Source organism: Pseudomonas sp. MWU16-30316, from assembly GCF_020515645.1.
GTDB classification, from domain to species: domain Bacteria; phylum Pseudomonadota; class Gammaproteobacteria; order Pseudomonadales; family Pseudomonadaceae; genus Aquipseudomonas; species Aquipseudomonas cerasi.
The window spans coordinates 256,243-282,502 of record NZ_JAIZAZ010000008.1 but is presented as its reverse complement, the minus strand read 5'-3'; the positions used below and the strand labels follow the sequence as shown (position 1 = coordinate 282,502).

The following is a 26,260-nucleotide window of genomic DNA, read 5'->3' as shown; positions in this document are numbered from 1 at the left end:
CCTGAGCCAGCATTCACCGGCCTGCGATTAGGTCTCGCGGGTGTTTTCGTGTTTAAATTGAACGCTCGTTCAAGTTAAACCGGTGGTTCGCTGCCCGCTCACAACAGGAGGCTTACCCTTGCCGTATCCGCTTTTTGCAGTTGGTTTTATCAGTCCGGAGGCACTCAACCGATGAGTTCTGCGAGTTCCTCTTCAAGCGGCATGGTTCGCATGAATGCTCCAGTGTTCTATTTCGCTGCGAGTTTTATTCTGATTTTCGGCATCGTCGTGATCGCGTTCCCGCAAGCCAGCGGCGAATGGCTGCTGGCGGCGCAAAACTGGGCGGCCAACACGGTCGGCTGGTACTACATGATGGTCATGACCCTGTACCTGGTCTTCGTGGTGGTCACCGCCTTGTCGGGCTTCGGCAAGATCAAGCTCGGTGCCGACCACGACGAACCCGAGTTCAGTTACCTGTCATGGGCCGGGATGCTGTTTGCCGCCGGCATCAGCATCACGCTGTTCTTTTTCTGCGTTTCAGAACCCCTGACGCACCTGCTGCAACCGCCGCAGGGCGAGGGTGGTAGCGCAGAAGCAGCACGCCAGGGCATGCAGTTGCTGTTTCTGCACTGGGGGCTGCATGGCTGGGGCGTGTTTGCCTTCGTCGGGATGGCGCTGGCCTATTTCGCCTATCGGCACAACCTGCCGCTGGCCCTGCGTTCGGCGCTGTATCCGCTGATCGGCAAACGCATCAACGGCCCTATCGGCTATGCGGTCGATGGTTTCGGCATCATTGCGACGATCTTCGGCCTCGGCGCAGACATGGGCTTCGGGGTGCTGCACCTCAACTCCGGTCTGGATTACCTGTTTGGCGTGGCGCACACCCACTGGATTCAGGTCGGACTGATCACCCTGATGATGGGCGCGGCGATTCTGGTGGCGATCGCAGGTGTCGACAAAGGCGTGCGCGTCATGTCCGACATCAACATGCTGCTGGCCTGTGCGTTGCTGTTGTTCGTGCTGTTCGCCGGCCCGACTCAGCACTTGCTCAACACGCTGGTGCAGAACATCGGTGACTATCTGGGTGCACTGCCGAGCAAGAGTTTCGACGTGTATGCCTACAACGAGCCGAGTGACTGGCTGGGCGGCTGGACGGTGTTCTATTGGGCGTGGTGGATTGCCTGGGCGCCGTTCGTGGGCCTGTTCATTGCGCGCATCTCGCGTGGCCGGACCATCCGTGAGTTCGTCTTCGGTGTGTTGCTGATCCCGCTGGGCTTCACCCTGGCGTGGATGTCGATCTTCGGTAACAGCGCCATCGATCAAGTGCTCAACCATGGCATGACTGCGCTGGGTCAATCGGCTATCGACGATCCGTCGATGACCCTGTACCTGCTGCTGGAAACCTATCCGTGGAGCAAGACGGTCATTGCGGTCACGGTGTTCATCAGCTTTGTGTTCTTCGTGACGTCGGCCGATTCGGGCACTGTGGTGCTGTCGACGCTGTCAGCCAAAGGCGGCAACCCTGACGAAGACGGTCCGAAATGGCTGCGGGTGTTCTGGGGTGTGGCCACGGCGCTGATCACCAGTGGCCTGTTGTTCTCGGGCAGTATCGATGCGCTGAAGTCGGCTGTGGTACTGACCTCGCTGCCGTTCTCGCTGATTCTGCTGCTGATGATGTGGGGCCTGCACAAAGCGTTCGTCATGGAATCCCAGCGCCAGATTGCGCAACTGTATTCGTTGGCGCCAGTGTCCGGTTCAAGGCGCGGCGGGTGGCGTCAGCGCCTGAGCCAAGCTGTGCATTACCCGTCGCGAGACGAGGTGTACCGTTTCCTCGATCAGACCGTGCGTCCGGCGATTGAAGAAGTGACGGCGGTGTTCGTCGAAAAGGGTTTGAACGTGGTCAACGTGCCCGACCCGTCCAACGACTCGGTGACCCTGGAAATCGGTCACGGCGAAGAACGTCCGTTCATCTACCAAGTGCAGATGAAAGGCTTCTTCACCCCTTCGTTCGCCCGTGGCGGCATGGGTTCCAAACAGCTGAACAACCGTCGCTACTACCGCGCCGAAGTTCACTTGAGCGAGGGCAGTCAGGACTACGACCTGGTGGGCTACACCAAGGAACAGGTCATCAACGACGTGCTCGACCAGTACGAACGGCATATGCAGTTTCTGCATCTGGTGCGGTGATCGGGGCGTGGGGGGCGGTTATAACTATCGTCCCTCACGCTCTGCGCCGCGCCACATAATCAGGAGAGGACGCGGAGCGTCGCACGATGGTTACAGGGTCATCGTTCCTCACGCTCCCGCTTAGGCTCGAGAGTGCGGCAGGCTCACGTACTCTCCCGCTCTACCAATCTGCATTCCAGCAGATTCAGGCGTTGTATCTCTCCCTCTACCGGTAACACTCCGAGGCTTTCAAGCACCCGCGTGGCGGCCATTACGCCGATCTGCAGTGCGGGCGGTTTGATGGTGGTCAGGCTGGGCAGCATCATTTCTGCGAAGGCGTAGTCGCCAAAACCCATCACGGCGCAATCCTGCGGAATGCTCAGGCCTGCGCGCTGGCTGGCGAGCAGGGCGCCGGCTGCCAGGTTGTCGTTGGCGAAGAAGATCGCGTCAGGGCGGGGCTCTTGGTTCATCAGGGTGTCCATCGCCTGTTTGCCTGCCTCGAATGGCGCTCGGTCCGCGTCCGGGACGAAGACCCACGGCGTGATACCGAGCCCTTCCAGAGTCGCAGCGTAGCCGTCGCGGCGCTCCAGTGCGCTGAAGTCGCCCGCGATGCTGTTCTGTACGAACGCGATTCGCCGGTAGCCCTTGTCATGCAGATAACGGGCTGCCATGACGCCGACGTCGTAGTGCGAAAAGCCGATCTGGATCGGACTGCGGTCGGGTTGATGGTCCCAGGTTTCGATCACCGGGACATCGGTCTGCTCGATCATTTTCTCGGTAGCAGGGCTGTGAAAGCGACTGGTCAGCACCAGTGCCGCCGGTGACCAGCCCAGAAATGCCCGTACCGCGCTTTCTTCCTGCTCGGCGGAAAAGTAGCTGGAGGCCAGCAGCAACTGAAAACCGTGCCGGCTCAGGGTGTCACTGAAGCCCTGAATGGTATTGGCAAAGATCGGCCCGGAAATGTTGGGAATCACCATCGCCACCACCCGGCTGCGTGCTGACGCCAGGCCGCCAGCAACCAGATTGGGCACGTAACCCAGTGCATTGACCGTGCTCGCAATCCGCTCGCGCAGTTCGGGCGATACCTGTTCCGGCTGATTGAAATAGCGCGATACGGTAATGGCCGACACCCCCGCCTGACGCGCCACGGCAGTGATCGTCACCCGGCCTGCGCCTCGGCGTTTACGTGTCAGGGGTTTCTCGTCGGCCATGCTCGATCACTTCGCATAAAAGTAAAAAGAATATAAAACTAATTTTTCAGTATTGGACGGTCTATCTAGCATTTCCCGATACTGGCGATGTTAGCGCTAACAAAGATGGTTGTCTGCTACTCGCCACCGCGAATGCCCGGACCCGGTTTAGTCAGCACGTATAGGCGCCAGTGCGCATCGCACTGTCGGATCAGGGCATATTTCAGGTAGGCACGCAGATGCACACAACAGCTGGGGATGGCGTCAGACACACGCTTCTGGCGCAGGCGATCGATCAGGCTCATGCGGCGCGGGGGCGTCGTTGTGGGTGGTTACTGATGGGGCTGACGGCATTGCCGTGTGTTCCGGCCATGGCAGAGACAGCGGCAGGGCAGAATACAGAAACGGTAGCGCTGGAATCGGTGACCGTGACCGCCACACGCCGTGAAGAATCGCTGCAAAAAGTACCGGTTGCCGTGTCCGTGATCGAGGGCGAACAACTGGAGCGCGATAACCGTAATGGCGTGGCCAGTATTGTGCAGCAGGTGCCGTCGTTGAATTTCCGCACCGGGGCTTCCAACAAGGACACTTCGCTGTTCGTTCGCGGTGTCGGCACCATTTCCACCTCGCCAGGCGTCGAACCGACCGTGGCAACCGTGATCGACGGCGTGGTGTATGCCCGTCCGGGTCAGGCCACGCTGGACTTGCTCGACCTGGAACGCATCGAAGTGCTGCGCGGCCCGCAAGGTACGCTGTTCGGCAAGAACGCTTCGGCGGGCGTGCTGAACGTCACCACCAAGGCACCGACCGAAGAGACTCACGGTTACATCGATCAGTCGTATTACAGCGGCAACGAAAGCCGCACCCGTTTCGGTATTGGCGGCAGCCTGATTCCGCAGACCCTCAAAGGCTCGATCACGACGTTGTTCGGCAGCTATGACGGCAATGTCGATAACAAGCTCAATGGTCAGGAAGTCAACGGTTACAACCGCAAGGGTGCACGCGGCAAACTGGAATTCACGCCCAATGACGACATCACCTTCACCCTCGCAGCGGACTACATGCAGTCCCATGACGACGCGCCCAACGGCGTGGTAACCAAGGCGCTGACCCCGTCCTTCGCCAGTGCCCTGGCGCCGGTACGTGCCGACAGCGATAACCGCAATGTCGTCAGCGATTACCGCAGCCATGTCGAGGACGTCAACAAAGGCCTGTCCGGTCAGCTCGACTGGCAACTGGGTGACTACACCGTGACCTCCATCACCGCCTGGCGCGGTTGGGACAACACGCAGTATCAGGACGGCGATCGGCTTGGCACCATCACCGCCGCGTTCCCCGGCACTGAAGACAAGGGCGATCTTGAGTTCAACCAGTATTCACAGGAGCTGCGTCTGGCGTCGCCGAAAGGCCAGTTCGTCGAATACGTGGGCGGGCTGTTTTACATGCACGGCAAGAGCGACGAGACCTATCAGCGCACGCTGATCACACCGACGACTCAGGATCGCGGCATCGCCGACTACAGCACCACCACCGACAGTTATTCGGTGTTCGGCGAAACCACGTTCAATTTCACGCCGGACTTCCGTGCGATTGCCGGGGCACGCTGGACCCACGACGATCTGGAATACGATCATCGCCGCGTCTCGACATCGGCTACGACCGTCAGCGGCATTCAGCCAGCGACCAGCAGTTCCGGGTCGGTGGACGAAGACGGCAAGTCCGGGCGTCTCGGTTTGCAATACGACCTGAGCGACAGTGTGATGACCTACATCACCTATTCGCGCGGCTACAAAGGCCCGGCCTACAACGTGTTCTTCAACATGCAGCCGCGTGACACCGAGGCCCTCAAGCCGGAAACCTCGAACACCTGGGAGGTCGGCCTCAAGGCCACCACCTGGAATAATCGCCTGACCACCAACCTGGCGGTGTTCCACAGCGAATACGACAACTATCAGGCGAACTTCTTCGACAGTGTTGCCGGACAGGTCGTGACGCGCCTGATCAACGCCGGCAGTGTCAGCACCGAAGGCGTCGAGCTGGATTACGCCCTGCAAGCCACGCGAAACCTGAAACTCTCCGGCGCGCTGTCCTACACCAGAGCACGCATCGACAGCTTTGCCTGCCCGGCCGGTGCGGCGGCGTCCTGCAACGTCGACGGCAAAACCCTGCCGTACAGCCCGGACTGGAAAAGCTACGTGCGCGCCGACTACACCCTCCCGCTGGACAACGGCCTGGATATCGAACTGGGCACCGATTACAGCTGGCAGAGCGAAGTGCAGTACGACATCAGCCAGAACCCGGACACCAAACAGGGCGCTTACGGCATCTGGAACGCCAGCGTGGCACTGGCTGATTACAACAGTGGCTGGCGTGTGGCATTGCTGGGCAAGAACCTGGCTGACAAGTCCTATTCGCCAATGCTGGCGACCGGGGGCAACTACGTTTACCGATCCGTGCCGCGTGATGATGAACGTTATTTCGGTGTGCAGTTACGCAAGGATTTTTGAGCCGAGACCCCAGGCAAAACGTAAGGAGTGAGGTATGAGCACGACTGCTCGACAGATGAAGCTGGGCGCTTTCCTGATGGCCACCGGGCATCATGTCGCTGCCTGGCGGCACCCGGATGTGCCTGCGGATGCAGGGCTGGATTTCAAGCATTACCGGCACGTGGCCAGGGTTGCGGAGGCGGCAAAATTCGATGCACTGTTCGTCGCCGACAGCGTGGCTGCCGCGACCGGTGATATCGCCAGCCGCATGGCACGCTCCGATCATTTCGAACCGCTGACCCTGCTCTCGGCACTCAGTGCGGTGACTGAGCATATCGGTCTGATCGCGACGGCAACCACCACCTACAACGAGCCGTATCACGTAGCCCGCAAGTTCGCCTCGCTGGATCATCTCTCCGGTGGGCGAGCGGGCTGGAATCTGGTGACCTCGGATGCCGCCGCCGAAGCGCAGAACTTCGGTCGCGCCGAGCATGTGGGGCATGCCGAGCGCTATAGCCGCGCACGAGAGTTTCACCAGGTGGTGACCGGCCTTTGGGACAGCTGGGCAGACGATGCCTTCACCCGCGACAAGGCCAGCGGCGAGTATTACAACCCGGCCAGGCTGCATGTGCTCGATCACCAGGGCGAGCACTTCAGCGTCAAAGGCCCGCTGAACGTGGCACGTTCGCCGCAAGGACAACCGGTGGTGGTGCAGGCTGGTTCCTCGGAAGTCGGGCGTGAACTGGCGGCGCAGACGGCGGAAGTGGTGTTCACCGCGCAGACCTCGCTGGCCAGCGCCCAGGCGTTTTATGCGGACATCAAAGGCCGTCTGAGTGCTTACGGGCGTGACGTCGATTCGCTGAAAATCATGCCCGGTGTGTTCATCGTCGTGGCCGAAACCGAAGCCTTGGCGAAAGCTAAATTCGAGTCGTTTCAGGCACTGGTCGAGCCTCAGGTCGGGGTCGCTCTGCTGGGCCGCATGCTGGGCAATTTCGACCTGTCGGGTTACCCGCTGGATGGCCCGTTGCCAGAGCTGCCACTGACCGACAGCGGCCAGCGCAGCCGGCAGAAACTGCTCACCGAACTGGCCGATCAGGAAAACCTGACCCTGGCGCAACTGGGGCGGCGGATTGCCGGCGGGCGAGGGCACTACAGCCTGATCGGTACGCCTGAGCAGATTGCCGATGAGCTGCAACGCTGGTTCGAGCAAGGCGCGGCGGATGGCTTCAATGTGCTGGTGCCGCATCTGCCGGGTGGTCTGGAAGATGTCGCGCAGTTGCTGGTGCCCGAGTTGCAGCGGCGCGGGATGTTTCGTACCGAGTATGAGGGCACGACCTTGCGTGAAAACCTGGGCTTGCAACGGCCTGCTTACAGATTTTGATCGTTGCCGCATGCAAGGCCTGATGAGCGCAGAAAGCGGGCTTCGGCCAGAATCAGAGACAGATTTTTATACAGAATTAAGGGATCACCCATGAAACCATTCACGTTTATCGCCGCCATTCTGGCTTTCAGTGGCCTGTTCGGGACAGCTGCTGCCGTCGAGCCCGACACCCTCCGCATCGGCTACCAGAAGGGCTCTGTCACGCTGGTGCTGGCCAAGGAACACGGCTTGCTGGAAAAGCGTTTTCCCGAGAAACAAATCAAATGGATCGAGTTTCCGGCCGGGCCGCAGATGCTGGAGGCGCTGAACATTGGCAGCCTGGACATCGCCTCCACCGGCGACATTCCGCCGATTTTCGCCCAGGTCGCAGGTGCCGACCTGGTCTACATTGGTGCCGAGCCACCCAAGCCGCAGGTGGAAACCCTGTTGGTGCGCAACGAAAGCCCGGTGCACAGCGTCGCAGAATTGAAAGGCCGCAAGGTCGCGCTGCAGAAAGGCTCCAGCTCGCATAACGTGGTGCTGCGTTTGCTCAACAAAGCAGGCCTGACCTTCAAGGATATTCAGCCAATCTATCTGACCCCTGCCGATGCCCGTGCAGCCTTTGAAAACGGCAGTGTCGATGCCTGGGCGATCTGGGACCCTTACTACTCCATCGCTATGAGCGAAGGCCACACTCGCCTGCTGGCCAACGGCGAGGGACTTGGATTGTCCGGGCCGTTCTATACCGCACGGCGGGCGTTTGCCGAGGAAAATGCAGCGCTCGTGCAGCAGGTGCTCGACGAACTGACAGTTGCCGATGGGCTGTCGCGCTCGCAGCGTGCCGAGAGTATTCAGATACTGGCGCGCAGCATGGGCTTGTCCGAAGCGGTCATGACTCAGTATCTTGACCATCGGCCTGTATCACCCAGCCTGCCGATCACGCCGGAGATCGTAAGTGCGCAGCAGGCGACCGCTGATCTGTTTTACGACAACCACTTGATACCTAAGCGGGTCGACATTCAGCAGGTTGTCTGGCAAAAGCCATGATTCCGGCGTTGCGAACAGGCGTCGCCTGTTCGCAAACGCAATCAAGACGCCTCGAATATCCCCCAGACAAGAGAGGATTCAATGACCTACATCGCTGCCGAAAATCGTTACGAAGACATGCCTTATCGCCGTACCGGCCGCAGCGGGCTGGTGCTTCCGGCACTGTCTTTGGGCTTGTGGCACAACTTCGGTGACAGCACGCCGATCGACACCCAGCGCGCCATGCTGCGCACGGCGTTCGATCTGGGCATCAACCATTTCGACCTGGCCAACAACTATGGCCCGCCGTACGGCAGCGCCGAGATCAACTTCGGCCGTCTGCTGCGCGAAGACTTCAAGCACTACCGTGATGAACTGATCATCTCCAGCAAGGCTGGTTGGGACATGTGGCCGGGCCCATACGGACAGGGCGGTGGTTCACGTAAATACGTGCTCGCCAGCCTCGACCAGAGCCTGCAGCGCATGGGGCTCGATTACGTCGACATCTTCTATTCCCACCGTTTCGACCCGGACACTCCGCTGGAAGAAACCGCCAGCGCGCTGGCCACCGCGGTTCAGCAGGGCAAGGCGCTGTATATCGGTATCTCATCCTATTCCGGGGCCAAGACCCGTGAGATCGCGGCGTTGCTCAAAGAGTGGAAAGTGCCGTTGCTGATCCACCAGCCGGCCTACAACCTGCTCAATCGCTGGGTCGAGAAAGACTTGCTCGACGCGACCGAAGAGCTGGGCGCGGGCGTGATCGCCTTTACCGCGTTGGCCCAGGGGCTGCTGTCGGACAAATACCTGAACGGCGTGCCCAAGGATGCGCGGGTCAATCGTCCGGGTGGCGGCTCGCTGCAGGCTTCGCACCTGTCCGAGCAGAACATCGCCCACGTGCGTGCGCTCAACGAAATCGCCCAGCGTCGCGGTCAGAGCCTGGCACAAATGGCCCTGGCCTGGACGCTGCGCGATCCGCGCGTGACCTCCGCGTTGATCGGTGCGAGCCGTCCGGAGCAGATTGTCGAGAACGTCGGCGCGCTGAAGAACCTCGCGTTCAGTCCCGAAGAACTGACCGAGATCGACAGCTTTGCGGTGGAAGGCGGAATCAACCTGTGGGAAAAACCATCACTGGCTGAGTGATGCGGTGCTGAGCTGAGCTGCGCGTTACACGCAATTCCTGAGATGACTATCGTTCCCACGCTCCGCGTGGGAATGCAGTTCTGGACGCTCTGCGTCCTGCCTTGAATAGTAGGCGCGGCACAGAGTGTTTCGAAATGCATGCCAATGCGGAGCATTGGCACTAATGACCATCATATAACCACTCAGCCCTCATCGGCCTCGTCGTCATCCCCGCCATCGATCTTCATGCCCAGTTCCTTGATCTTGCGGGTCAGGGTGTTGCGGCCCCAGCCCAGCAGTACGGCGGCGTCGCGGCGGCGACCGGCGGTGTGCTTGAGGGCGGTTTCGATCATGATCCGCTCGAAGGTCGGCACGGCGCTGTCCAGCAGGCTGGACTGACCACGAGACAAGGCCTGATCGGCCCACTGGCGCAGCGCCTGTTCCCAGTTGGTGACCGGCGCAGCGTCCTGCGGCAGGCTCAGCAGTTCCGGTGGCAGGTCGCTGATGTGCACTTCACGACCCGACGCCATGACCGTGATCCAGCGGCAGGTGTTTTCCAGCTGACGCACGTTGCCAGGCCACGGCAGATGCTTGAGGTATTCCTCGGTCTCGGCCTTGAGCAGCTTGGGTTCGACCGCCAGTTCCTGAGCCGCGCGGCTGAGGAAGTGCTTGGCCAGGGTCGGGATGTCTTCACGACGGTCCGACATGCGCGGAATGTGGATACGGATCACGTTCAGGCGGTGGAACAAGTCCTCGCGGAACTTGCCGGCCTGTACCAGGGTTTCCAGGTTCTGGTGTGTCGCGGCAATGATGCGCACGTCGACCTTGACCGGCGTGTGCCCGCCTACCCGGTAGAACTCGCCATCGGCCAGTACACGCAACAGACGGGTCTGGGTGTCGGCCGGCATGTCACCGATTTCATCGAGAAACAGCGTGCCGCCGTCGGCCTGTTCGAAGCGTCCACGACGTAGGTTGGCCGCGCCGGTGAACGCGCCTTTTTCATGCCCGAACAGTTCGGACTCCATCAGGTCCTTGGGGATCGCCGCCATGTTCAGCGCAATGAACGGCGAGGCCGAACGCGGGCTGTGGCGATGCAATGCATGAGCGACCAATTCCTTGCCGGTTCCCGACTCACCGTTGATCAACACCGTGATGTTGGAGTGACTCAGACGGCCGATGGCGCGAAACACTTCCTGCATCGCTGGCGCTTCGCCAATGATTTCAGGGGTGCGGGTCAGTGTCGGTGCAACGTCCAGGCCCTGTTGTTCCTGAGCGTGCTGATTGGCGCGCTTGACCAGCGAGACGGCTTCATCGACGTCGAATGGCTTGGGCAGGTACTCGAACGCACCACCCTGATAAGACGCCACGGCACTGTCCAGGTCCGAATGGGCGGTCATGATGATCACCGGCAGACGCGGATGCTGCTCGCGAATCCGCGCCAGCAGGTCCAGGCCACTGGCACCCGGCATGCGGATGTCGGAAATGATCACGTCGGGTTGCTGACGGGCCAGACGGCTCATCACCCCGTCGGCGCTGTCGAAGCTTTGCGTGGTCATGCCTTCCTGTTGCAAGGCCTTTTCCAGTACCCAGCGGATAGAACGATCGTCGTCTACGATCCAGACAGTTTCACTACGGCTCATGTCGAAGCTGCTCCTTGTTCCAGCGGCAGGAAGATCGAGAATGTGGTGTGGCCGGGATGGCTGTCACACTCGATCAGACCCTGGTGCTGGCTGATGATGTTCTGGGTAATGGCAAGACCTAATCCCGTACCGTCCGGGCGGCCACTGACCATGGGGTAGAAAATGGTTTCCTGAAGTTCGGCCGGAATACCGGGGCCGTTGTCGATGATTTCGATCTTGCTGACCAGTCGATGGCGAACGTGGCCGATGGTGAACTGGCGCATGGCGCGGGTGCGCAGGGTGATCCGGCCAAGGCGCAATTCGTTCTGGCCGCTGATGGCCTGCATGGCATTGCGCACGATATTGAGCACGGCCTGGATCATTTGCTCGCGGTCGATCAACACGTCGGGAATGCTCGGGTCATAGTCGCGCACCAAGGTGATGCAGCCCTGGCTTTCGGCCTCGACCAGGCTGCACACACGCTCCAGCACTTCATGCACATTGGTCATGGCCAGCGATGGCAGCTTGTTGGAGCCGAGCATGCGGTCGACCAGATTACGCAGGCGGTCGGCCTCTTCGATAATGACGTTGGTGTAGTCCTTGAGGCTTTCTTCAGGCAGCTCGCGAGCCAGCAATTGTGCGGCCCCGCGAATGCCGCCCAGCGGATTCTTGATCTCGTGAGCCAGGCCACGCACCAGCATCTTGGTGGTTTCCTGCTTGGACAGCTGGGCCTCTTCCTTGGTAATGCGCAACAACCGGTCACGCGGGTGTACTTCAAGCAACAGCAGGGTATCGCCCTTGCTGAGGATAGGCGTCACCGCATAGTCGACAGTCAGGGTCTGACCGGTCAGTGCAGTGAGCATCGCTTCGCGCTTGGTGAAAGGATGAGCCTGTTCGACTGCCTGACGCAGGGAACTCAATGCTTCGGCCGACTCGGTGAACAGCTCGCTGATGAATTGCCCATGGCTACGCTGCCCGCTGATGGCCAGCAGCATTTCCGCTGCCGGGTTCATGTACTCAAGTCGCAGGTCGGCGTTGAGCAGAATGGTGGCAGTGGTCAGGTTATCCAGTAACAGTCTGTGCAGCGCATCGCTGATAGTCATGAATCGTGTTGACCTCTTTTGGCACATTGCAGTCGCGCCATGCTGGTGCTGGCTGGTCTGCGCCAGCAGGAGCAAAGCCACCAATACGGTGCTGTGTCAGTGAAGTTGCAAAAAACAAACCAAGGCTCCGAAAAGAAGCGTTTTATCTGCAAAGTCGGGCCGTTTTTGCAAAGCGTGCCCGCATACGGCGCTACCCGGCCGGGCTTCTTGAACCAGATTGGGCTGTATTGTTGCGCAGGCAGTCATTGAGCGCACCAAAAAGGTGCTGGCGTTTTGGCGAGATCAGAAGAAGGGCAGGATGCTGCTTTTGGGCTCGGGCTTGTCCTTGAGCGGACACTCCGGCCGCACACCGTAGTCATCCTCCTTGCAGGGGTGAGTCGCGCGCTTTTGCGCCAGGGAAATGCGCTGCACGTGAAAGGGCTGGTTCGGTGTTTTTTCCAGCACACGGCCAAGTTCGTCGAAAATCTCTACCGACAGTTGATGCGTGCCACGATCGACATTGCTCAACGGGAACACCGGGCTGCGGCCGGTCTGGCCGACGGCAACACCATCCAGTAGCAATCGATAGCTGTGCCCCTCCTGTAACACCGGTTCGCTGGTGACGGTAACGATCAGGTCGCCACTGGGATTGACCAGGGTGGCGTCCGGTTCGGGCACCAGAATTCTCAGCAATTGGTAATGAAACATCGGCTTTATTGCAGGTTTGGCAGGGTGGGCCTTCAAGGTCCGGGTCGGCGGCGTGCCGGTCATGTTGTTGCTGGGCGCGATGTCGACGCGGGTGGCGTTCTTGCGCGGCTGGTCGGTAAACACCCGATTACCCTGCGCGTCGATATAGGTATAGACGTCGGCCGCTGCGGGCAGCGTCAACAGCAGCAACAGGCAGGTCAGCAGACGGCGCATCGTGTGTCTGCTCATGGCTTGCCGAGGTGTACGCGCTGTACGGTCAGGGTGATGGTTTCACTCTGCTGAATGATCCGATCGCCGTCTTTCACGACCACCGCGAAGCTGTGTTCGCCGCGATCTACGTTGACCACTTGAAAGCGCGGCAGGTTGGAGGGCTGCCCGTACAGGTTGCCGTCCAGCAGCAGTTGCAGGCTGTGAGTCGGTTGCAGACGCGGCTGGATCTTCACGCCGATGATGAACGTGCCATTGTTGGCGCGTAACGCTTCGTCGGTGGGCAGGTCGGTGAGTTCCAGTACGTCATAGGCCGTTTGCGGCTGCGAGGGTGGTGCGACAGGGGCTGGTTGCGGCGCACTGTTGACGACCGGTCTGGAAGGCGTCTGCGTTTCTATGCTGTTGAGTGGCGGCAACTCGACCACTTCGGTCTTGGCCCCGTTGGGCGGCTGGTTGCTGAACGCGTTGTTACCGTTCGCATCGGTGTACTTATAGATCTGCGCCAGCGCGGGCAGGCTGATCAACAGCAGCAGGCAAATCAGACTTTGACGCATGAGACTCTCGACAGCAGGGCAAGATTGGCCGTCAGCATAGAACACATCGCCCTATGCTGCGCTATCTGCCTGATGTGTCAGAGTTTCGCAGGGCAAAGGTCGGCAGTGGCCAGTACCAGCGCCTGATCGTGAATCGGGTTGGTCTGATAACGCTTCAGCGCCGCATCCAGTTGCATCTGGCAGGTTTCCGCCTTGCGCAGTGGCTGGAAGTCCGCGTAGGCCTGGAGCAGTTGGGTCTGCAGGCGATCCAGCTTAGGGCGGATGTCATCGACCAGGCTGAGTCTGACCGTGTCGGGCGCTTTGCCTGCCGCGTGCCACTGGGCGAGCAGGGCGTTCTGCACCTGTTTATTGGCTTCGATCTGGGCGCGGAACAGACGTTGAACATCATCGGGGTTGAGCTTGAACTCGGCAGCGCGGGCCTGGGCGGCGCTGATCACTTGCTGTTCGCGTGGCGGGTCCTCGACCGCCTTGCCGCTGTCCCATTTGCTCAGGGCAACCTGATCCGCGATGGTCAGGCGCTCGCTGATCGCTTGCAGCAGGGGTTCAAGTGCAGAAGGCTTCTGCTCGGCAGTGAAGGCGAAGCAGGAAGACATGAACGTCATTGTCAGCAGGGAAGTGGCCAGGATAAGGCGCATGGCAGTTCCATCTCGGTTCGGTGGGGAGATGCAGATTTAACTCCAGGCGACCGGGCAGAGCCAGCGTTGCGGGGTGAACAAAAGTTCACGCGGTAAACTCCGGGCAAAAAAAGACCTCCCGAAGGAGGTCTCCTGTTACGCCATCAACGCTGGCGTGGCTGGATCAGCAGCTGTAGTACAGCTCGTATTCCAGTGGGTGTACGAAGGTGCGAACCTTGATTTCTTCTTCGCTTTTCAGCTCGATGTAGGCATCGATGAAGTCGTCGCTGAAAACGCCGCCCTTGGTCAGGAACGCGCGGCCCTTGTCCAGTTCTTCCAGGGCTTCTTTCAGGCTGCCGCAAACTTGTGGGATCTCTTTGGCCTCTTCAGGCGGCAGGTCATACAGGTTTTTGTCAGCTGCGTCGCCAGGGTGGATCTTGTTCTGGATGCCGTCCAGGCCAGCCATCAACAGAGCCGCGAATGCCAGGTACGGGTTGGCCGCTGGATCCGGGAAGCGTGCTTCGATACGACGGCCGCGCGGGCTGGAGACGTAAGGAATACGGATCGACGCGGAACGGTTACGGGCCGAGTAGGCCAGCATGACCGGTGCTTCGAAGCCCGGGACCAGACGCTTGTAGGAGTTGGTCGACGGGTTGGTGAAGCCGTTCAGAGCCTTACCGTGCTTGATGATGCCGCCGATGAAGTACAGGGCGGTATCGGACAGACCGGCATAGCCTTCGCCTGCGAAGGTGTTCTTGCCATCCTTGGATATGGACATGTGTACGTGCATACCCGAACCGTTGTCACCGTACAGTGGCTTGGGCATGAAAGTAGCGGTACGGCCGTAAGCGTCGGCAACGTTGTGTACGCAGTACTTGAGGGTCTGAACTTCGTCAGCCTTCTTGACCAGCGTGTTGAATTTCACGCCGATTTCGTTCTGGCCGGCAGTTGCCACTTCGTGGTGGTGAACTTCCACGACCTGGCCCATTTCTTCCAGAGCGTTGCACATTGCGGTGCGGATTTCGTGGTCGTGGTCGACCGGTGGCAGCGGGAAGTAACCACCTTTGACGCCCGGACGGTGGCCCTTGTTGCCGCCATCGACGTCGCCGTCGGTCATCCAGGAAGCCTGTTCGGAGAAGATCTTGAACATGGAACCGGAGATGTCGGACTTGAACTTCACTTCGTCGAAGATGAAGAACTCTGGCTCCGGACCTACGAATACGGTGTCGCCGATACCGGTGGACTTCAGGTATTCCTCGGCACGGTGGGCAATGGCGCGCGGGTCGCGGTCGTAGCCTTGCATGGTCGAAGGTTCGATGACGTCGCACACCAGAACCAGGGTTGGCTCTTCGGTGAACGGGTCGAGCAGGGCGGTTTCGTCATCCGGCAGGAGAATCATGTCGGACGCTTCGATGCCTTTCCAGCCAGCGATGGAGGAACCGTCGAACATTTTGCCGACTTCGAAGAAATCGTCTTCCAGTGCATCGCGCGCAGGCATGGTGACGTGCTGCTGCTTGCCCTTGGTGTCTGTGAAGCGCAGATCAATCCATTTAACGTCATGATCTTTGATGAGTTGAACCGACTTCGACATGGTGTCCTCCGGGTGGCTAGAGACCGACTTGATAGAGTTGTGGTCCCTTGAATTTGGGTGATGCCGGCGCAAATACTCTGCCAAGGCAACCTGCCTCACAAGGGAGCAATTTGCATGCCAGTGCCCCGTGTTGGGTTTTTTGCCTCAAACGCTGGTTTTCAGGGGGCGAAAACGCACCGCGCAGGAAAAACACGCACCTTTATGGCGCTGCAATTTGGTGCGTCGACTCTTTTTGGTGCATCAGTGATTGCGTGTACGATAACTGGTTAAACCTTGAGCAATTTCCGCTATAATCCGCGCCCCCCTTTTTTGGTCGGCACCTCACGCTCCGTTTCCATGAAACTAATCGTTAAAGTTTTCCCAGAAATCACCATCAAAAGCCCGCCGGTGCGCAAGAAGTTCATCCGGCAACTGGGCAAGAACATTCGTACCGTGCTCCGTGAACTGGACGCGGACATTGTCGTGGGTGGCGTATGGGACAACCTTGAGGTCGAAACCCGGCTGACCGACCCCAAAGTGCTGCAGGGCATCAGGGAGCGGCTGAGCTGCATGCCAGGCATCGCCAACTTTCTGCAGGTCGCCGAGTACCCGCTGGGCGATCTGGATGACGTGGTTGCGAAGTGCAAACTGCACTACGCCGACCTGTTGCCTGGCAAGATGTTTTCAGTGCGCTGCAAGCGCGCCGGCCGACACGACTTCAGCTCCATGGACGTCGAGAAATACGTCGGCAGCAAGTTGCGCATGCAGTGCGGCGCGGCCGGAATCGAGCTGAAAAAGCCCGATCTGGTGGTGCGCATGGAAATTCGCGACCAACGGTTGTTTGTCGTTCATGACCAACATCAGGGCATGGGCGGTTACCCGCTGGGCGCGCTGGAGCAGACCCTGGTATTGATGTCCGGCGGGTTCGATTCGACCGTTGCGGCCTACCAGATCATGCGCCGCGGGCTGATGGCGCACTTCTGCTTCTTCAATCTGGGCGGAAGAGCCCATGAACTGGGCGTGATGGAAGTCGCGCACTTCATCTGGAAGAAGTACGGCAGTTCTCAGCGCGTGCTGTTCGTCAGCGTACCGTTCGAGGAAGTTCTCGGAGAAATTCTGCAGAAAGTCGATAACAGTCATATGGGTGTAGTTTTGAAGCGTATGATGTTACGCGCTGCATCCGCCGTGGCCGATCGTCTTGAAATCGATGTGCTGGTCACTGGCGAAGCGATTTCCCAGGTTGCCAGCCAGACGCTGCCCAACCTGTCGCTGATTGACGCGGCGACCGACAAGCTGGTCCTGCGGCCGCTGGTTGCCACCCACAAGCAGGACATCGTGGACCTGGCGACTGAAATCGGTACTGCTGATTTCGCCCGGCACATGCCTGAATATTGCGGGGTGATTTCGGTCAACCCCAAGACCAACGCCAAGCGAAATCGCGTTGAGTACGAAGAAAAACAGTTCGACATGGCGATTCTCGAGCAGGCGCTCGAACGCGCGAAGCTGGTTTCGATCGATCGGGTCATCGACGATCTGAGCCGCAATGTCGATATAGAAGAAGTCAGCCAGGCGCTGGCCGGTCAGGTGATCCTCGACATCCGTCACCCGGATGCCCAGGAAGACCAGCCGTTGCAGGTGCCTGGCGTGGAGATACAGACGTTGCCGTTCTACGCATTGAACAGCCGTTTCAAGGCACTGGATGACACGCGCCAGTACCTGCTGTATTGCGACAAAGGCGTCATGAGTCGCCTGCATGCCCACCATTTGCTCAGTGAGGGACATGCCAATGTGCGCGTATATCGACCGAGCTAAGTGCCCGGGGCTGTTTGCCTGTGGCTTGCGTCACCGGCCCCCCGACACCAGTCGTCATGCCGTAACGGCTTTTGCCGACTCGAAATAGTTAATCGCTGCCTTTAAACAGTCAGCAGACCGAATCCTCTGATCGAGATACACAAGTGATCGAAAATCTACGCAACATCGCCATCATCGCCCACGTTGACCATGGTAAGACCACCCTGGTAGACAAACTCCTGCGCCAGTCCGGCACCCTTGAGCGCAACGAGCTCAACGACGAGCGCGTGATGGACTCCAACGACCAGGAAAAAGAGCGCGGTATTACCATTCTCGCGAAGAACACCGCGATCAACTGGAATGGCTACCACATCAACATCGTGGACACCCCGGGCCACGCCGACTTCGGTGGTGAAGTAGAGCGCGTGATGTCGATGGTCGACTCCGTACTGCTGCTGGTCGACGCCCAGGACGGCCCTATGCCGCAAACCCGTTTCGTGACCAAGAAGGCATTCGAAGCCGGCCTGCGTCCAATCGTGGTCATCAACAAGGTTGACCGTCCAGGCGCGCGCCCGGACTGGGTTCTGGACCAGATCTTCGACCTGTTCGACAACCTGGGTGCCACCGAAGAACAGCTGGACTTCAAAGTCGTCTACGCCTCGGCCCTGAACGGCATTGCCGGTCTGGAACACACCGATATGGCTGAAGACATGACTCCGCTGTACCAGTCGATCGTCGATCACGTTCCTGCGCCAAAAGTTGACCGTGACGGTCCTTTCCAGATGCAGATTTCGGCTCTGGACTACAACAGCTTCCTGGGCGTCATCGGTGTTGGCCGTATCGCTCGCGGTCGCGTCAAGCCAAACACTCCGGTTGTTGCCATCGATGCCGAAGGCAAGAAGCGTAACGGCCGTATCCTGAAGCTGATGGGTCACCACGGTCTGCACCGTGTGGACGTTGAAGAAGCAGCTGCCGGCGACATCGTCTGCATCAGCGGCTTCGACCAGCTGTTCATCTCCGACACCCTGTGCGACCCACTGAATGTCGAAGCGATGAAGCCGCTGACCGTTGACGAACCTACCGTTTCGATGACCTTCCAGGTTAACGATTCGCCGTTCTGCGGTAAGGAAGGCAAGTTCGTCACCAGCCGTAACATCAAGGAACGTCTGGACAAGGAACTGCTGTACAACGTTGCTCTGCGCGTTGAAGAAGGCGACACCGCCGACAAGTTCAAGGTCTCCGGCCGTGGTGAGCTGCACCTCTCGGTACTGATCGAAACCATGCGTCGCGAAGGCTTCGAAATGGGTGTTGGTCGTCCGGAAGTGATCATCCGTCGCGTAGGCGACGTGAAGCACGAACCGTACGAAAACGTGACCATCGACCTGCCGGAAGAATCCCAGGGCGCGATCATGGAGCAAATGGGTCTGCGTAAAGGCGACCTGACCAACATGGTTCCGGATGGCAAGGGCCGTGTTCGCCTCGAGTACAACATCCCGGCCCGTGGCCTGATCGGTTTCCGTAACGAGTTCCTGACCCTCACTTCCGGTGCAGGCATCCTGACCTCGATCTTCGACCGTTACGACGTGATGAAGTCCGGCGACATGTCCGGCCGTCAGAACGGCGTTCTGGTTTCGGTTGAAACCGGCAAGGCACTGACCTACTCCCTGGAAACCCTGCAGGCGCGCGGCAAGCTGTTCGTCGAGCACGGTCAGGAAATCTACGGTGGTCAGATCGTTGGTCTGAACAGCCGCGACAACGACCTGGGTGTGAACCCTACCAAAGGCAAGAAGCTCGACAACATGCGTGCTTCGGGCAAAGACGAAACCATCGCCCTGGTTCCACCTGTCAAGTTCACCCTTGAGCAGGCTCTGGAATTCATCCAGGACGACGAGCTGTGCGAAGTAACGCCGAAGTCCATCCGTCTTCGCAAGAAGATCCTGGACGAAAGCGAGCGTACCCGCGCTGCCAAGAAAGCCAAGGCTTGATACTTAGCCCGCGCTGAATAAAAAACCCCGGTCGAGAGACCGGGGTTTTTTTTGACCTGCTGATCATCGCAATGAGGTTCAGGACTTGATATCGAGGGCCTGACGTTTGCCCGCCACGGGTGCCAGCAACAGTTCGATACGCTGCTTGCGAATCCCGTCGGCAGCCGCTTCGGCCAGGGCTGCGTCGGTGATGATGGTGTCGAACTGCTCGAGCCCGGCCACCTTGTACATGCCGAAGGTGCCGTATTTGGAGCTGGTGGCGATCAGCACGGTTTGCGAGGCGGACTGCATGGCGGCCTGCTTGACCTCGACCTTCAGCGCCGACGGTGTGGTGGTGCCGCGTTGCAGGTCCCACGAGCTGGTGGACATGAAGGCCACATCGGTCGCCAGCTGGCGCAAGGTCGCCGCTGCCAGGCCGCCGACGCTGGAGCGGTTCGGATGATCGAGCAGCCCGCCGGTATGAATCACATCCACATGCGCAGCATCGGCCAGCGCGTTGACCACGCCGAAATCATTGGTGACCACAGTCATGCCCGACAGCGCGATGATATGCGGGACGATTTCGAGTGTGCTGGTGCCTGCGTCCAGATAGATCGTCATGTCCGGGTGCAACAAGCCCGCTGCGAGCCGCGCCATACCCTGCTTGTGCGGCAACTCCACCACGGCCTTGGACTGGTGGCTGGGCTCGCTGTGGACCTGGCTGGCGATACGCACGCCCCCGGTAACCGAGTAGGCGCGACCTTCCTGCTCCAGCTGGGCGATGTCGCGGCGGATGGTCATGTGCGAGCAATCGAACATCTCCATCAACTGATGCACGCTGAGCACTTGATGCTTGCGCAACTGACGCAGCATCAGCTCCCGGCGCTGGTCAGGGATCATAGGTGTACCGCCGGAAATGGCGATCTCCTCTTCAGTGGACATTCGTACTCCTGTACATCAATGAGCCGCCTCAGGCAGCAGGCGGTCCGCGCATCTTAGCCAATCGCTTCGGCAATGGAAGCAGTTGCAGGCTTTTTTGCGCGGTTCGGCTCATCTTTACTCCCGTCGCACTTCAACTCATCCAGTTGCCACCGTCGACGTTATAGGTCTGGGCTACGACGTATTCGCTGTCCGCTGAAGCCAGGAAAATGGCCATGCCGGTCAAATCGTCCGCTGTGCCCATGCGCCCGAAAGGCACTTGTTCGCCCACCAGCCTTTTCTTCTCGCCCAACGGCCGGTTTTCATAGCGGGCGAACATCGCATCCACGCCGTCCCAGTGTTCGCCATCGACCACACCCGGCGCGATGGCATTGACATTGATGCCGTGCCTGATGAGGTCCAGCCCGGCCGATTGGGTCAGGCTGATCACCGCAGCCTTGGTCGCGCAATACACCGCCACCAGCGCCTCGCCCCGCCGACCGGCCTGGCTGGCCATGTTGATGATCTTGCCGCCGTGCCCCTGGGCAATCATTTGCCTGGCTGCTGCCTGCAAAGTGAACAGGGTGCCCGCGACGTTGATCGAAAACAGCCGTTCGTAACTGTCGCGGGTGATATCGACAATTGGTGCCAGATCAAACAGCGCGGCGTTGTTGATCAGGATATCCAGCTTGCCGGTCTGTGCGACCACAGCGGCGATGGCCTGATCGATGGACGACTGATCCGTGACGTCCATCCGCACCGCATAAGCGTTGGGGCCCAGCTCGGTCGCTGTCGCCTGTGCGCGCTGCAGATCGATATCGGCAATCGCCACGCGCGCACCTTCGTGAATGTACGCCTGCGCAAACGCCCGCCCGATGCCTCGCGCCGATCCGGTGATCAGCGCGCTTTTACCTTCAAGTCGTTTCATGGGTTCATCGTCCGTTCAATACAGTTGAGGGCTGGCGCTCTACTTCGGGTAGCCGGCACGTTTCATCTCGCGCTCGGTCACCGCCTGCGCGGCTGTGAGCGCCTGTTCAGTGGTGGTTTGCCCGGTCACGGCGGCAGAGAACAGCTTGCCGACCGAGGTGCCGATGGCCTGAAACTCGGGAATGGTCACGTACTGGATACCAACGTAGGGCACAGGCTTGGCCGAGGGGTGCGCCGGGTCGGCGTGTTGCATCATTTGCAGCGTGACCTTGGCGAACGGTGCAGCTTTCAGGTAAGCCTCGCTGTAGGTGGAGGCGCGGGTGCCAGGCGGCACGTTACTGATGCCGTCCGTCTCGGCGACCAGCTGGATATACGCCTTGGACGTCGCCCAGGTGATGAACGCCTTGGCCGCATCCTTGTGCTTGGAGGTGGTCGGTATCGCCAGCGACCAGGCGTAAAGCCATGATGAGCCCTTGTCAGTCACTTCAACCGGCGCAGGTGCAAAGCCGACGCTGTCGACCACCTTGCTCTGTTCCTTGTCCGTCGTGAAGGAGCCGGCCACGCTGGCGTCGACCCACAAGGCGCATTTGCCGCTGTTGAACAGCGCGAGGGTTTCGTTGAAGCCGTTGCTCGACACGCCCGGCGGGCCATAGTTTTTCAGGGTGTTGACGTAGAAATTCGCAGCCTTGCTCCATTCCGGGCTGGTCAATTGCGGTTTCCATTGCTCATCGAACCAGCGCGCGCCGAATGCATTGGCCATGGTACTGAGCAAAGCGATGTTCTCGCCCCAACCGGCCTTGCCGCGCAGGCACATGCCGTAAACGCCCTTGTCGGGCTGATACAGCTTCGCGGCGAAGTCGCCCAGCTGCGTCCAGGTCGGGTGTTCGGGCATGCTCAAGCCTGCCTGCTTGAACAAATCGGTGCGGTAATAAGTGATGGTGCTTTCGCCATAAAAGGGCAGGGCATAGAGCGTGTCCTTGACTGACAAGCCTTGGCGCACGGAGGGAAAGATATCCTCCAGATCGTAGTCCGGCGCAAGATCGGTGATTGGCTCCAGCCACTGTTTGGCGCCCCATAACGGAGTCTCGTAGGTGCCGATGGTCAAAACGTCGAACTGGCCGCCCTGCGTGGCGATGTCGGTGGTCAGGCGTTGGCGCAAAACATTTTCTTCGAGCACTACCCAGTTGAGCTTGATGTCGGGATGCTGCTGCTCAAAGGTTTTCGACAGGCGCTGCATGCGGATCATGTCGCCGTTGTTCACCGTGGCGATGGTCACGGTTTCGGCAGCCTGGACGGTCAGGTTGAAAAGGGCGGCGGACACGCCTGCGGACAGGAAAAGCGTTTTCCGAATGTTCATCGTAGTGCTCTCCACCCCGCGCCTTGTCTGGCGGGAGTCATTGTTTTTGTTGTTGGCCACGGTTGAGTCACCCTGGTGGACGGCTTGATTACAGCAGCCCTCAGGGGGCTGAACAAACGCAGCGCGGATGATCGACTGATACTTTTTTAACCGGCCGCGCTCCGGCTGTCCGAAAGCAAAAAAGTATCAGTGCCGGTTTGAACGCGAGCTAGCGCTGGCTGGACGCGAGGGGGTATGTTCAAGCGTCAACAGCGCATTCATAACGATAAAAAGGGGCATCCCGTGCCTGACAGCCGAGCCGCCTTGCTCGAGCAGCGCCCTGCCGAGCTTGAGGTTATTCTCCCGCAGCCCGACCACTGCTTTCGCTGGTACGAGCATGACTATCCCTACGCACTGGCGCGCTGGAACCATCATCCGGAATTCGAAATTCATCTGATCCGCCAGGGCAGCGGCAAGCTGGTGGCCGGGGATTACATCGGTGAGTTCGCGGCAGGGCATGTGGCCCTGATCGGCCCGGATCTGCCGCATGACTGGATCGGCGATCTGGCCCCCGGTGAGCATCTGCCCGGGCGGGACGTGGTGCTGCAGTTTGATGGTGCCGCGTTGCTGGCCTTGCGCGGCACGCTGCCGGAGATAGGCGATTTGCAGCGTCTGTTCGAGCAGGCGCGACGTGGCCTCGAGTTCACCGGTGCAACAGCGGTGCAGGCCGCGCGCCTGCTTGAACAGATCGGCCCGGCTCAGGGGCTGGAGCGGCTGATTCTGTTCCTGCAACTGGTCAACACGCTGATGAAAGCGCCTGCGCAGGAGGTTCGTCTGCTGGCCAGCACCTGGTATGCACCGACCCTGGATGCGCGCAGCTCCGAACGGATCAACAAGGCGTTCGACTATCTGCTGACCGAATTGACCAGCGATATTCGCCTGTCCGTCATCGCGCAGCGGCTGGACATGAGCGATCCGGGTTTTTCACGCTTCTTCAAGCGCACCACGGGCCATTGTTTTATCGACCTGATGCGCAAACTGCGGGTCCAGCGGGCTTGCCGGTTGCTGCTGCACAGCGAGATGTCGGTGTCGGACATCTGCTTTGAAGTCGGCTATGCCAATCTGTCCAACTTCAACCGGCACTTCCGCGTGGAGATGCAGCAGACGCCCAGTGAATACCGGCGCGCCGCTGCATCGGCCTGATCAATGCTCTGCCGGTTCTTTCGCCTGCGGGGCACGGGTAACGGCATTCACCAGCTTGCCGATGGTCAGGCCCTGCAGAAGGATCGACAGCAACACCACGATGTAGGTAATGCTCAGCAGCAGATCGCGTTCCGGCCCGGTCGGCAGGGCCAGCGCCAGCGCAACCGAGACACCGCCGCGCAGGCCGCCCCAGGTGAGGATGCGGATCGTACCGTGCGGCACCTTGCGCCAGCGACGCAGGAGCAGGATGGCCGGGGCCACGGTGACGAAGCGCGACAGCAGAATCGCCGCCGCCAGCAGGCTGGCCGCAATCAGGTGCTGCCACGAGAACGGCAACAGCAACAACTCCATGCCGATCAGCGCGAACAGCAGTGCGTTGAGCATGTCATCCAGCAGCTCCCAGAAACCGTCCATGTAACGACGGGTCATGTCGTTCATCGCCAGATTACGTCCCAGGTTGCCGATGATCAGGCCGGCCACGACCATCGCGATAGGACCGGACACATGCAGTTCAGACGCCATCGCCGAGCCGCCGATCACCAGCGCCAGCGTGAGCATGACCTCGATCTGATACTGCTCGATGCTCTTGATCATCAGGTACACGGCGTAACCGATCAGGCCGCCGAACAGCACACCGCCCACCGCTTCGTGGACGAACAGCAGGGCGGTTTCGCCAACCGTCGGCGTCTCGCCCAACTGGGCGATACCCAGCAGCACGGTGAACACCACCACCGCGGTGCCGTCGTTGAACAGGCTTTCACCAACGATGGTGGTTTTCAGCGGTTTGGAGGCGTTGGCGGTACGCAACACACCGAGCACCGCAATCGGATCGGTAGGCGAGATCAGTGCACCAAACAGCAGGCAGTACAACGGGCTGACGTGCCAGCCGAACAGGGCAAAGATCCAGTAGGCCAGTGCGCCGATCACAGTGGTGGCAATCAGCACCCCGAAAGTCGCCAACAGGCCGATGGGCCAACGGTAGCTCCTCAAATCGCCAAGGTTGACGTGCAGCGCCCCGGCGAACAGCAGGAAGGACAGCATCCAGTTCATCAGCAGGTCGCCGAAGTCGATCTGACCGATCAATTGTTGAACGCGATCTTCCAGGCCGGGATAGCCCAGAAAGCTCAGACCCTGCAACAGCAACGAGAACATCAGCGCAGTGACCATCACGCCAATGGTGGGGGGCAGACCGATGAAACGGTAGTTCACGTAGGTCAGCAGCGCAGTGAGGCAGATAAAACCAGCAGCGAGTTCAAGCATCCGTCATTCCAGAGTCCGTAAGTGCAGTGTCTCGATCACCGTAACCGAGCCTGTGTTTGATGGACTGGATCTACGTCCAGACACATCTCGACACGCCACAGTGGGGTTTGCGTTGACCACGCAGAGGCGGTGATGTTGCAAAAAATGCTGGAATCACCCAGCGAAGCTGGATTTGAGACGGGAGAGGCAGGGCATTGCAGACACAAAAAAGTCAGCCCGAATGACGGTCCGGGCTGACGGGGGATGTAGCGCTGAGTGGCCTTCCTGGCAGGATCAGAATCATTGGCTGTTTCTGCATCCGCCGAGGACCTGGTACTGAACCGTGTTCAGCTTGCCTTTGGAGTCTTCGTAAGTCATCAGCTTTGGCATCACGCTACAGGTTTGCAGATCCGGGGATTTGCGGACCAGCTTGGCAATGTCCAGCTTCATTCCGTACGTGTACTCCTTGATCTCCGGCATTGGCTTGTTATGGATGGCGGCATACTTCTGCACGCTGGCTTGGTGCTCCTTGATCACCGTAGTGGCTTTGACTTCATCAGAGGTGTAGGCGAAAGCACTGATGGGCGAAAGGATGACCAGAGCAAGTAACAACGATTTGGCTGTGCGCATTTTCTTTTGTCTCCGTTTGAATGTGGCTTAACCCTAACCAATGCGCACTAACCGGAAGGTTGCTGAAACATTACAAATCGGTCATCTCGAAGATGTCAGCTTCCTAACAGTATTGTCATTGTTCGCTCACCTTCCTGTTAGCTCCCCCTCCGTAAGCTTGTTTCATCCCTGACGAGCGCCGAGCGCTGCGCAGGTCCGACATTCAACCGATAAAGGTAACGATGATGAAACTGGTCAAATCGATGGTCTTCGCAGTAGCTGCCTTGTCCGCCAGCGCAGCCTTTGCCGACGACGGTAACGAGTACGCAAGCACAGCGGCTGACAAGATGCGTCTTGCACAGGAACTGCGCTTCAAGGAACAGAACAGCAGCAATAAAGCCGAGCGCTACGTCAATACAGACGACAACGCCAAGGCCGAGCGGTCGACCAAGTCCGAAGGCTGATGCCTTTGATGCCCGACCCGCTGCACCCCCATTCGCCCTTTGTAGCAGCTCCCTGCTCCTTTGGTCGGGGCGAATCTTTAAGCGTCCTTCGGGGCGCTTTTTTTATTCCCGTATCTACACAAATCGTTA

22 protein-coding genes are annotated in these 26,260 nt (G+C 59.5%); 10 read left to right on the top strand and 12 right to left on the bottom strand.

From position 1 onward, the window contains the following. The first annotated feature begins 210 nt into the window (after positions 1–210). The gene (gene betT / locus LCH65_RS23000; RefSeq protein WP_201023372.1) at positions 211–2,166 is read left to right on the top strand and encodes a choline transporter BetT; all 1,956 of its coding nucleotides are present in this window, start codon (positions 211–213) and stop codon (positions 2,164–2,166) included. Between the two features lie 143 nt (positions 2,167–2,309). On the opposite strand, the gene LCH65_RS22995 is transcribed toward betT, so the two are convergent. After that, the gene (locus LCH65_RS22995) at positions 2,310–3,356 is read right to left on the bottom strand and encodes a LacI family DNA-binding transcriptional regulator (RefSeq protein WP_058397119.1); all 1,047 of its coding nucleotides are present in this window, start codon (positions 3,354–3,356) and stop codon (positions 2,310–2,312) included. Between the two features lie 170 nt (positions 3,357–3,526). Here LCH65_RS22995 and LCH65_RS22990 point away from each other — a divergent pair, with 170 nt between their 5' ends. The 4 genes from LCH65_RS22990 to mgrA all read left to right on the top strand — a co-directional run bounded on the left by LCH65_RS22990 (position 3,527) and on the right by mgrA (position 9,347). Further along, a complete protein-coding gene (locus tag LCH65_RS22990) occupies positions 3,527–5,842 on the top strand; it encodes a TonB-dependent receptor (RefSeq protein WP_183131679.1) in 2,316 nt (771 codons plus the stop codon). 34 nt (positions 5,843–5,876) lie between these two features. After that, positions 5,877–7,202: an LLM class flavin-dependent oxidoreductase gene (locus LCH65_RS22985; RefSeq protein ID WP_072367115.1), complete on the top strand. Its 1,326-nt coding sequence runs from the start codon at positions 5,877–5,879 to the stop codon at positions 7,200–7,202. Between the two features lie 90 nt (positions 7,203–7,292). Then, positions 7,293–8,228 (top strand): sulfonate ABC transporter substrate-binding protein, encoded by a 936-nt coding sequence (locus tag LCH65_RS22980; protein ID WP_226439824.1) that lies wholly within the window; start codon positions 7,293–7,295, stop codon positions 8,226–8,228. An 81-nt stretch (positions 8,229–8,309) separates the two neighbouring features. Further along, a complete protein-coding gene (gene mgrA / locus LCH65_RS22975) occupies positions 8,310–9,347 on the top strand; it encodes an L-glyceraldehyde 3-phosphate reductase (protein WP_003372090.1) in 1,038 nt (345 codons plus the stop codon). Positions 9,348–9,529: 182 nt separating this feature from the next. On the opposite strand, the gene ntrC is transcribed toward mgrA, so the two are convergent. Together ntrC and glnL are read right to left on the bottom strand one after the other, a co-directional pair. After that, on the bottom strand, positions 9,530–10,966 hold the full coding sequence (ntrC, locus tag LCH65_RS22970; RefSeq protein WP_003413458.1) for a nitrogen regulation protein NR(I): 1,437 nt from the start codon (positions 10,964–10,966) through the stop codon (positions 9,530–9,532). Beyond that, complete coding sequence (gene glnL, locus LCH65_RS22965; RefSeq protein ID WP_002555720.1) at positions 10,963–12,048, bottom strand: nitrogen regulation protein NR(II); 1,086 nt, start codon at positions 12,046–12,048, stop codon at positions 10,963–10,965. The genes ntrC and glnL overlap by 4 nt, the downstream gene beginning before the upstream one ends. A gap of 39 nt (positions 12,049–12,087) precedes the next feature. On the opposite strand from glnL, the gene LCH65_RS22960 reads away from it, so the two are divergent. Beyond that, positions 12,088–12,297, top strand: a complete 210-nt coding sequence (locus LCH65_RS22960; RefSeq protein WP_003432407.1) for a hypothetical protein — start codon at positions 12,088–12,090, stop codon at positions 12,295–12,297. A 33-nt stretch (positions 12,298–12,330) separates the two neighbouring features. Here LCH65_RS22960 and LCH65_RS22955 read toward each other — a convergent pair whose 3' ends face one another. The 4 genes from LCH65_RS22955 to glnA all read right to left on the bottom strand — a co-directional run bounded on the left by LCH65_RS22955 (position 12,331) and on the right by glnA (position 15,701). Beyond that, complete coding sequence (locus LCH65_RS22955) at positions 12,331–12,963, bottom strand: DUF4124 domain-containing protein (RefSeq protein ID WP_226439823.1); 633 nt, start codon at positions 12,961–12,963, stop codon at positions 12,331–12,333. Then, positions 12,960–13,496: a DUF4124 domain-containing protein gene (locus tag LCH65_RS22950; RefSeq protein ID WP_226439822.1), complete on the bottom strand. Its 537-nt coding sequence runs from the start codon at positions 13,494–13,496 to the stop codon at positions 12,960–12,962. Before LCH65_RS22950 ends, LCH65_RS22955 begins: the two co-directional genes overlap by 4 nt. A 77-nt stretch (positions 13,497–13,573) precedes the next feature. Then, positions 13,574–14,131 carry a chorismate mutase gene (locus LCH65_RS22945; protein ID WP_044310465.1) on the bottom strand — a complete coding sequence of 186 codons (558 nt, stop codon included), beginning with the start codon at positions 14,129–14,131 and terminating at the stop codon, positions 13,574–13,576. Between the two features lie 163 nt (positions 14,132–14,294). Continuing rightward, positions 14,295–15,701, bottom strand: a complete 1,407-nt coding sequence (glnA, locus tag LCH65_RS22940; protein ID WP_003372080.1) for a glutamate--ammonia ligase — start codon at positions 15,699–15,701, stop codon at positions 14,295–14,297. A gap of 336 nt (positions 15,702–16,037) precedes the next feature. On the opposite strand from glnA, the gene thiI reads away from it, so the two are divergent. Together thiI and typA are read left to right on the top strand one after the other, a co-directional pair. Beyond that, a complete protein-coding gene (gene thiI / locus LCH65_RS22935) occupies positions 16,038–17,492 on the top strand; it encodes a tRNA uracil 4-sulfurtransferase ThiI (protein ID WP_003426934.1) in 1,455 nt (484 codons plus the stop codon). A 143-nt stretch (positions 17,493–17,635) separates the two neighbouring features. Then, positions 17,636–19,456, top strand: coding sequence for a translational GTPase TypA (typA, locus tag LCH65_RS22930; protein ID WP_002555714.1), 1,821 nt, complete (start codon positions 17,636–17,638; stop codon positions 19,454–19,456). 78 nt (positions 19,457–19,534) lie between these two features. Here typA and LCH65_RS22925 read toward each other — a convergent pair whose 3' ends face one another. From LCH65_RS22925 to LCH65_RS22915, 3 genes are all read right to left on the bottom strand, one after another. Further along, on the bottom strand, positions 19,535–20,377 hold the full coding sequence (locus tag LCH65_RS22925; protein ID WP_003372074.1) for a DeoR/GlpR family DNA-binding transcription regulator: 843 nt from the start codon (positions 20,375–20,377) through the stop codon (positions 19,535–19,537). Positions 20,378–20,507: 130 nt separating this feature from the next. Next, positions 20,508–21,281, bottom strand: a complete 774-nt coding sequence (locus LCH65_RS22920) for an L-iditol 2-dehydrogenase (RefSeq protein WP_003432418.1) — start codon at positions 21,279–21,281, stop codon at positions 20,508–20,510. Positions 21,282–21,320: 39 nt separating this feature from the next. Next, positions 21,321–22,637: a sugar ABC transporter substrate-binding protein gene (locus tag LCH65_RS22915; protein WP_054081750.1), complete on the bottom strand. Its 1,317-nt coding sequence runs from the start codon at positions 22,635–22,637 to the stop codon at positions 21,321–21,323. A gap of 282 nt (positions 22,638–22,919) precedes the next feature. Between LCH65_RS22915 and LCH65_RS22910 the strand changes: the two genes are divergently transcribed. Beyond that, a complete protein-coding gene (locus LCH65_RS22910) occupies positions 22,920–23,819 on the top strand; it encodes an AraC family transcriptional regulator (protein ID WP_032609331.1) in 900 nt (299 codons plus the stop codon). On the opposite strand, the gene LCH65_RS22905 is transcribed toward LCH65_RS22910, so the two are convergent. Together LCH65_RS22905 and LCH65_RS22900 are read right to left on the bottom strand one after the other, a co-directional pair. Continuing rightward, positions 23,820–25,079 (bottom strand): sodium:proton antiporter, encoded by a 1,260-nt coding sequence (locus LCH65_RS22905; protein ID WP_003343805.1) that lies wholly within the window; start codon positions 25,077–25,079, stop codon positions 23,820–23,822. 279 nt (positions 25,080–25,358) lie between these two features. After that, the gene (locus LCH65_RS22900) at positions 25,359–25,688 is read right to left on the bottom strand and encodes a DUF2790 domain-containing protein (RefSeq protein WP_003372061.1); all 330 of its coding nucleotides are present in this window, start codon (positions 25,686–25,688) and stop codon (positions 25,359–25,361) included. Positions 25,689–25,909: 221 nt separating this feature from the next. Between LCH65_RS22900 and LCH65_RS22895 the strand changes: the two genes are divergently transcribed. Further along, on the top strand, positions 25,910–26,131 hold the full coding sequence (locus LCH65_RS22895; RefSeq protein WP_054081749.1) for a hypothetical protein: 222 nt from the start codon (positions 25,910–25,912) through the stop codon (positions 26,129–26,131). The last annotated feature ends 129 nt before the right edge of the window (positions 26,132–26,260 follow it).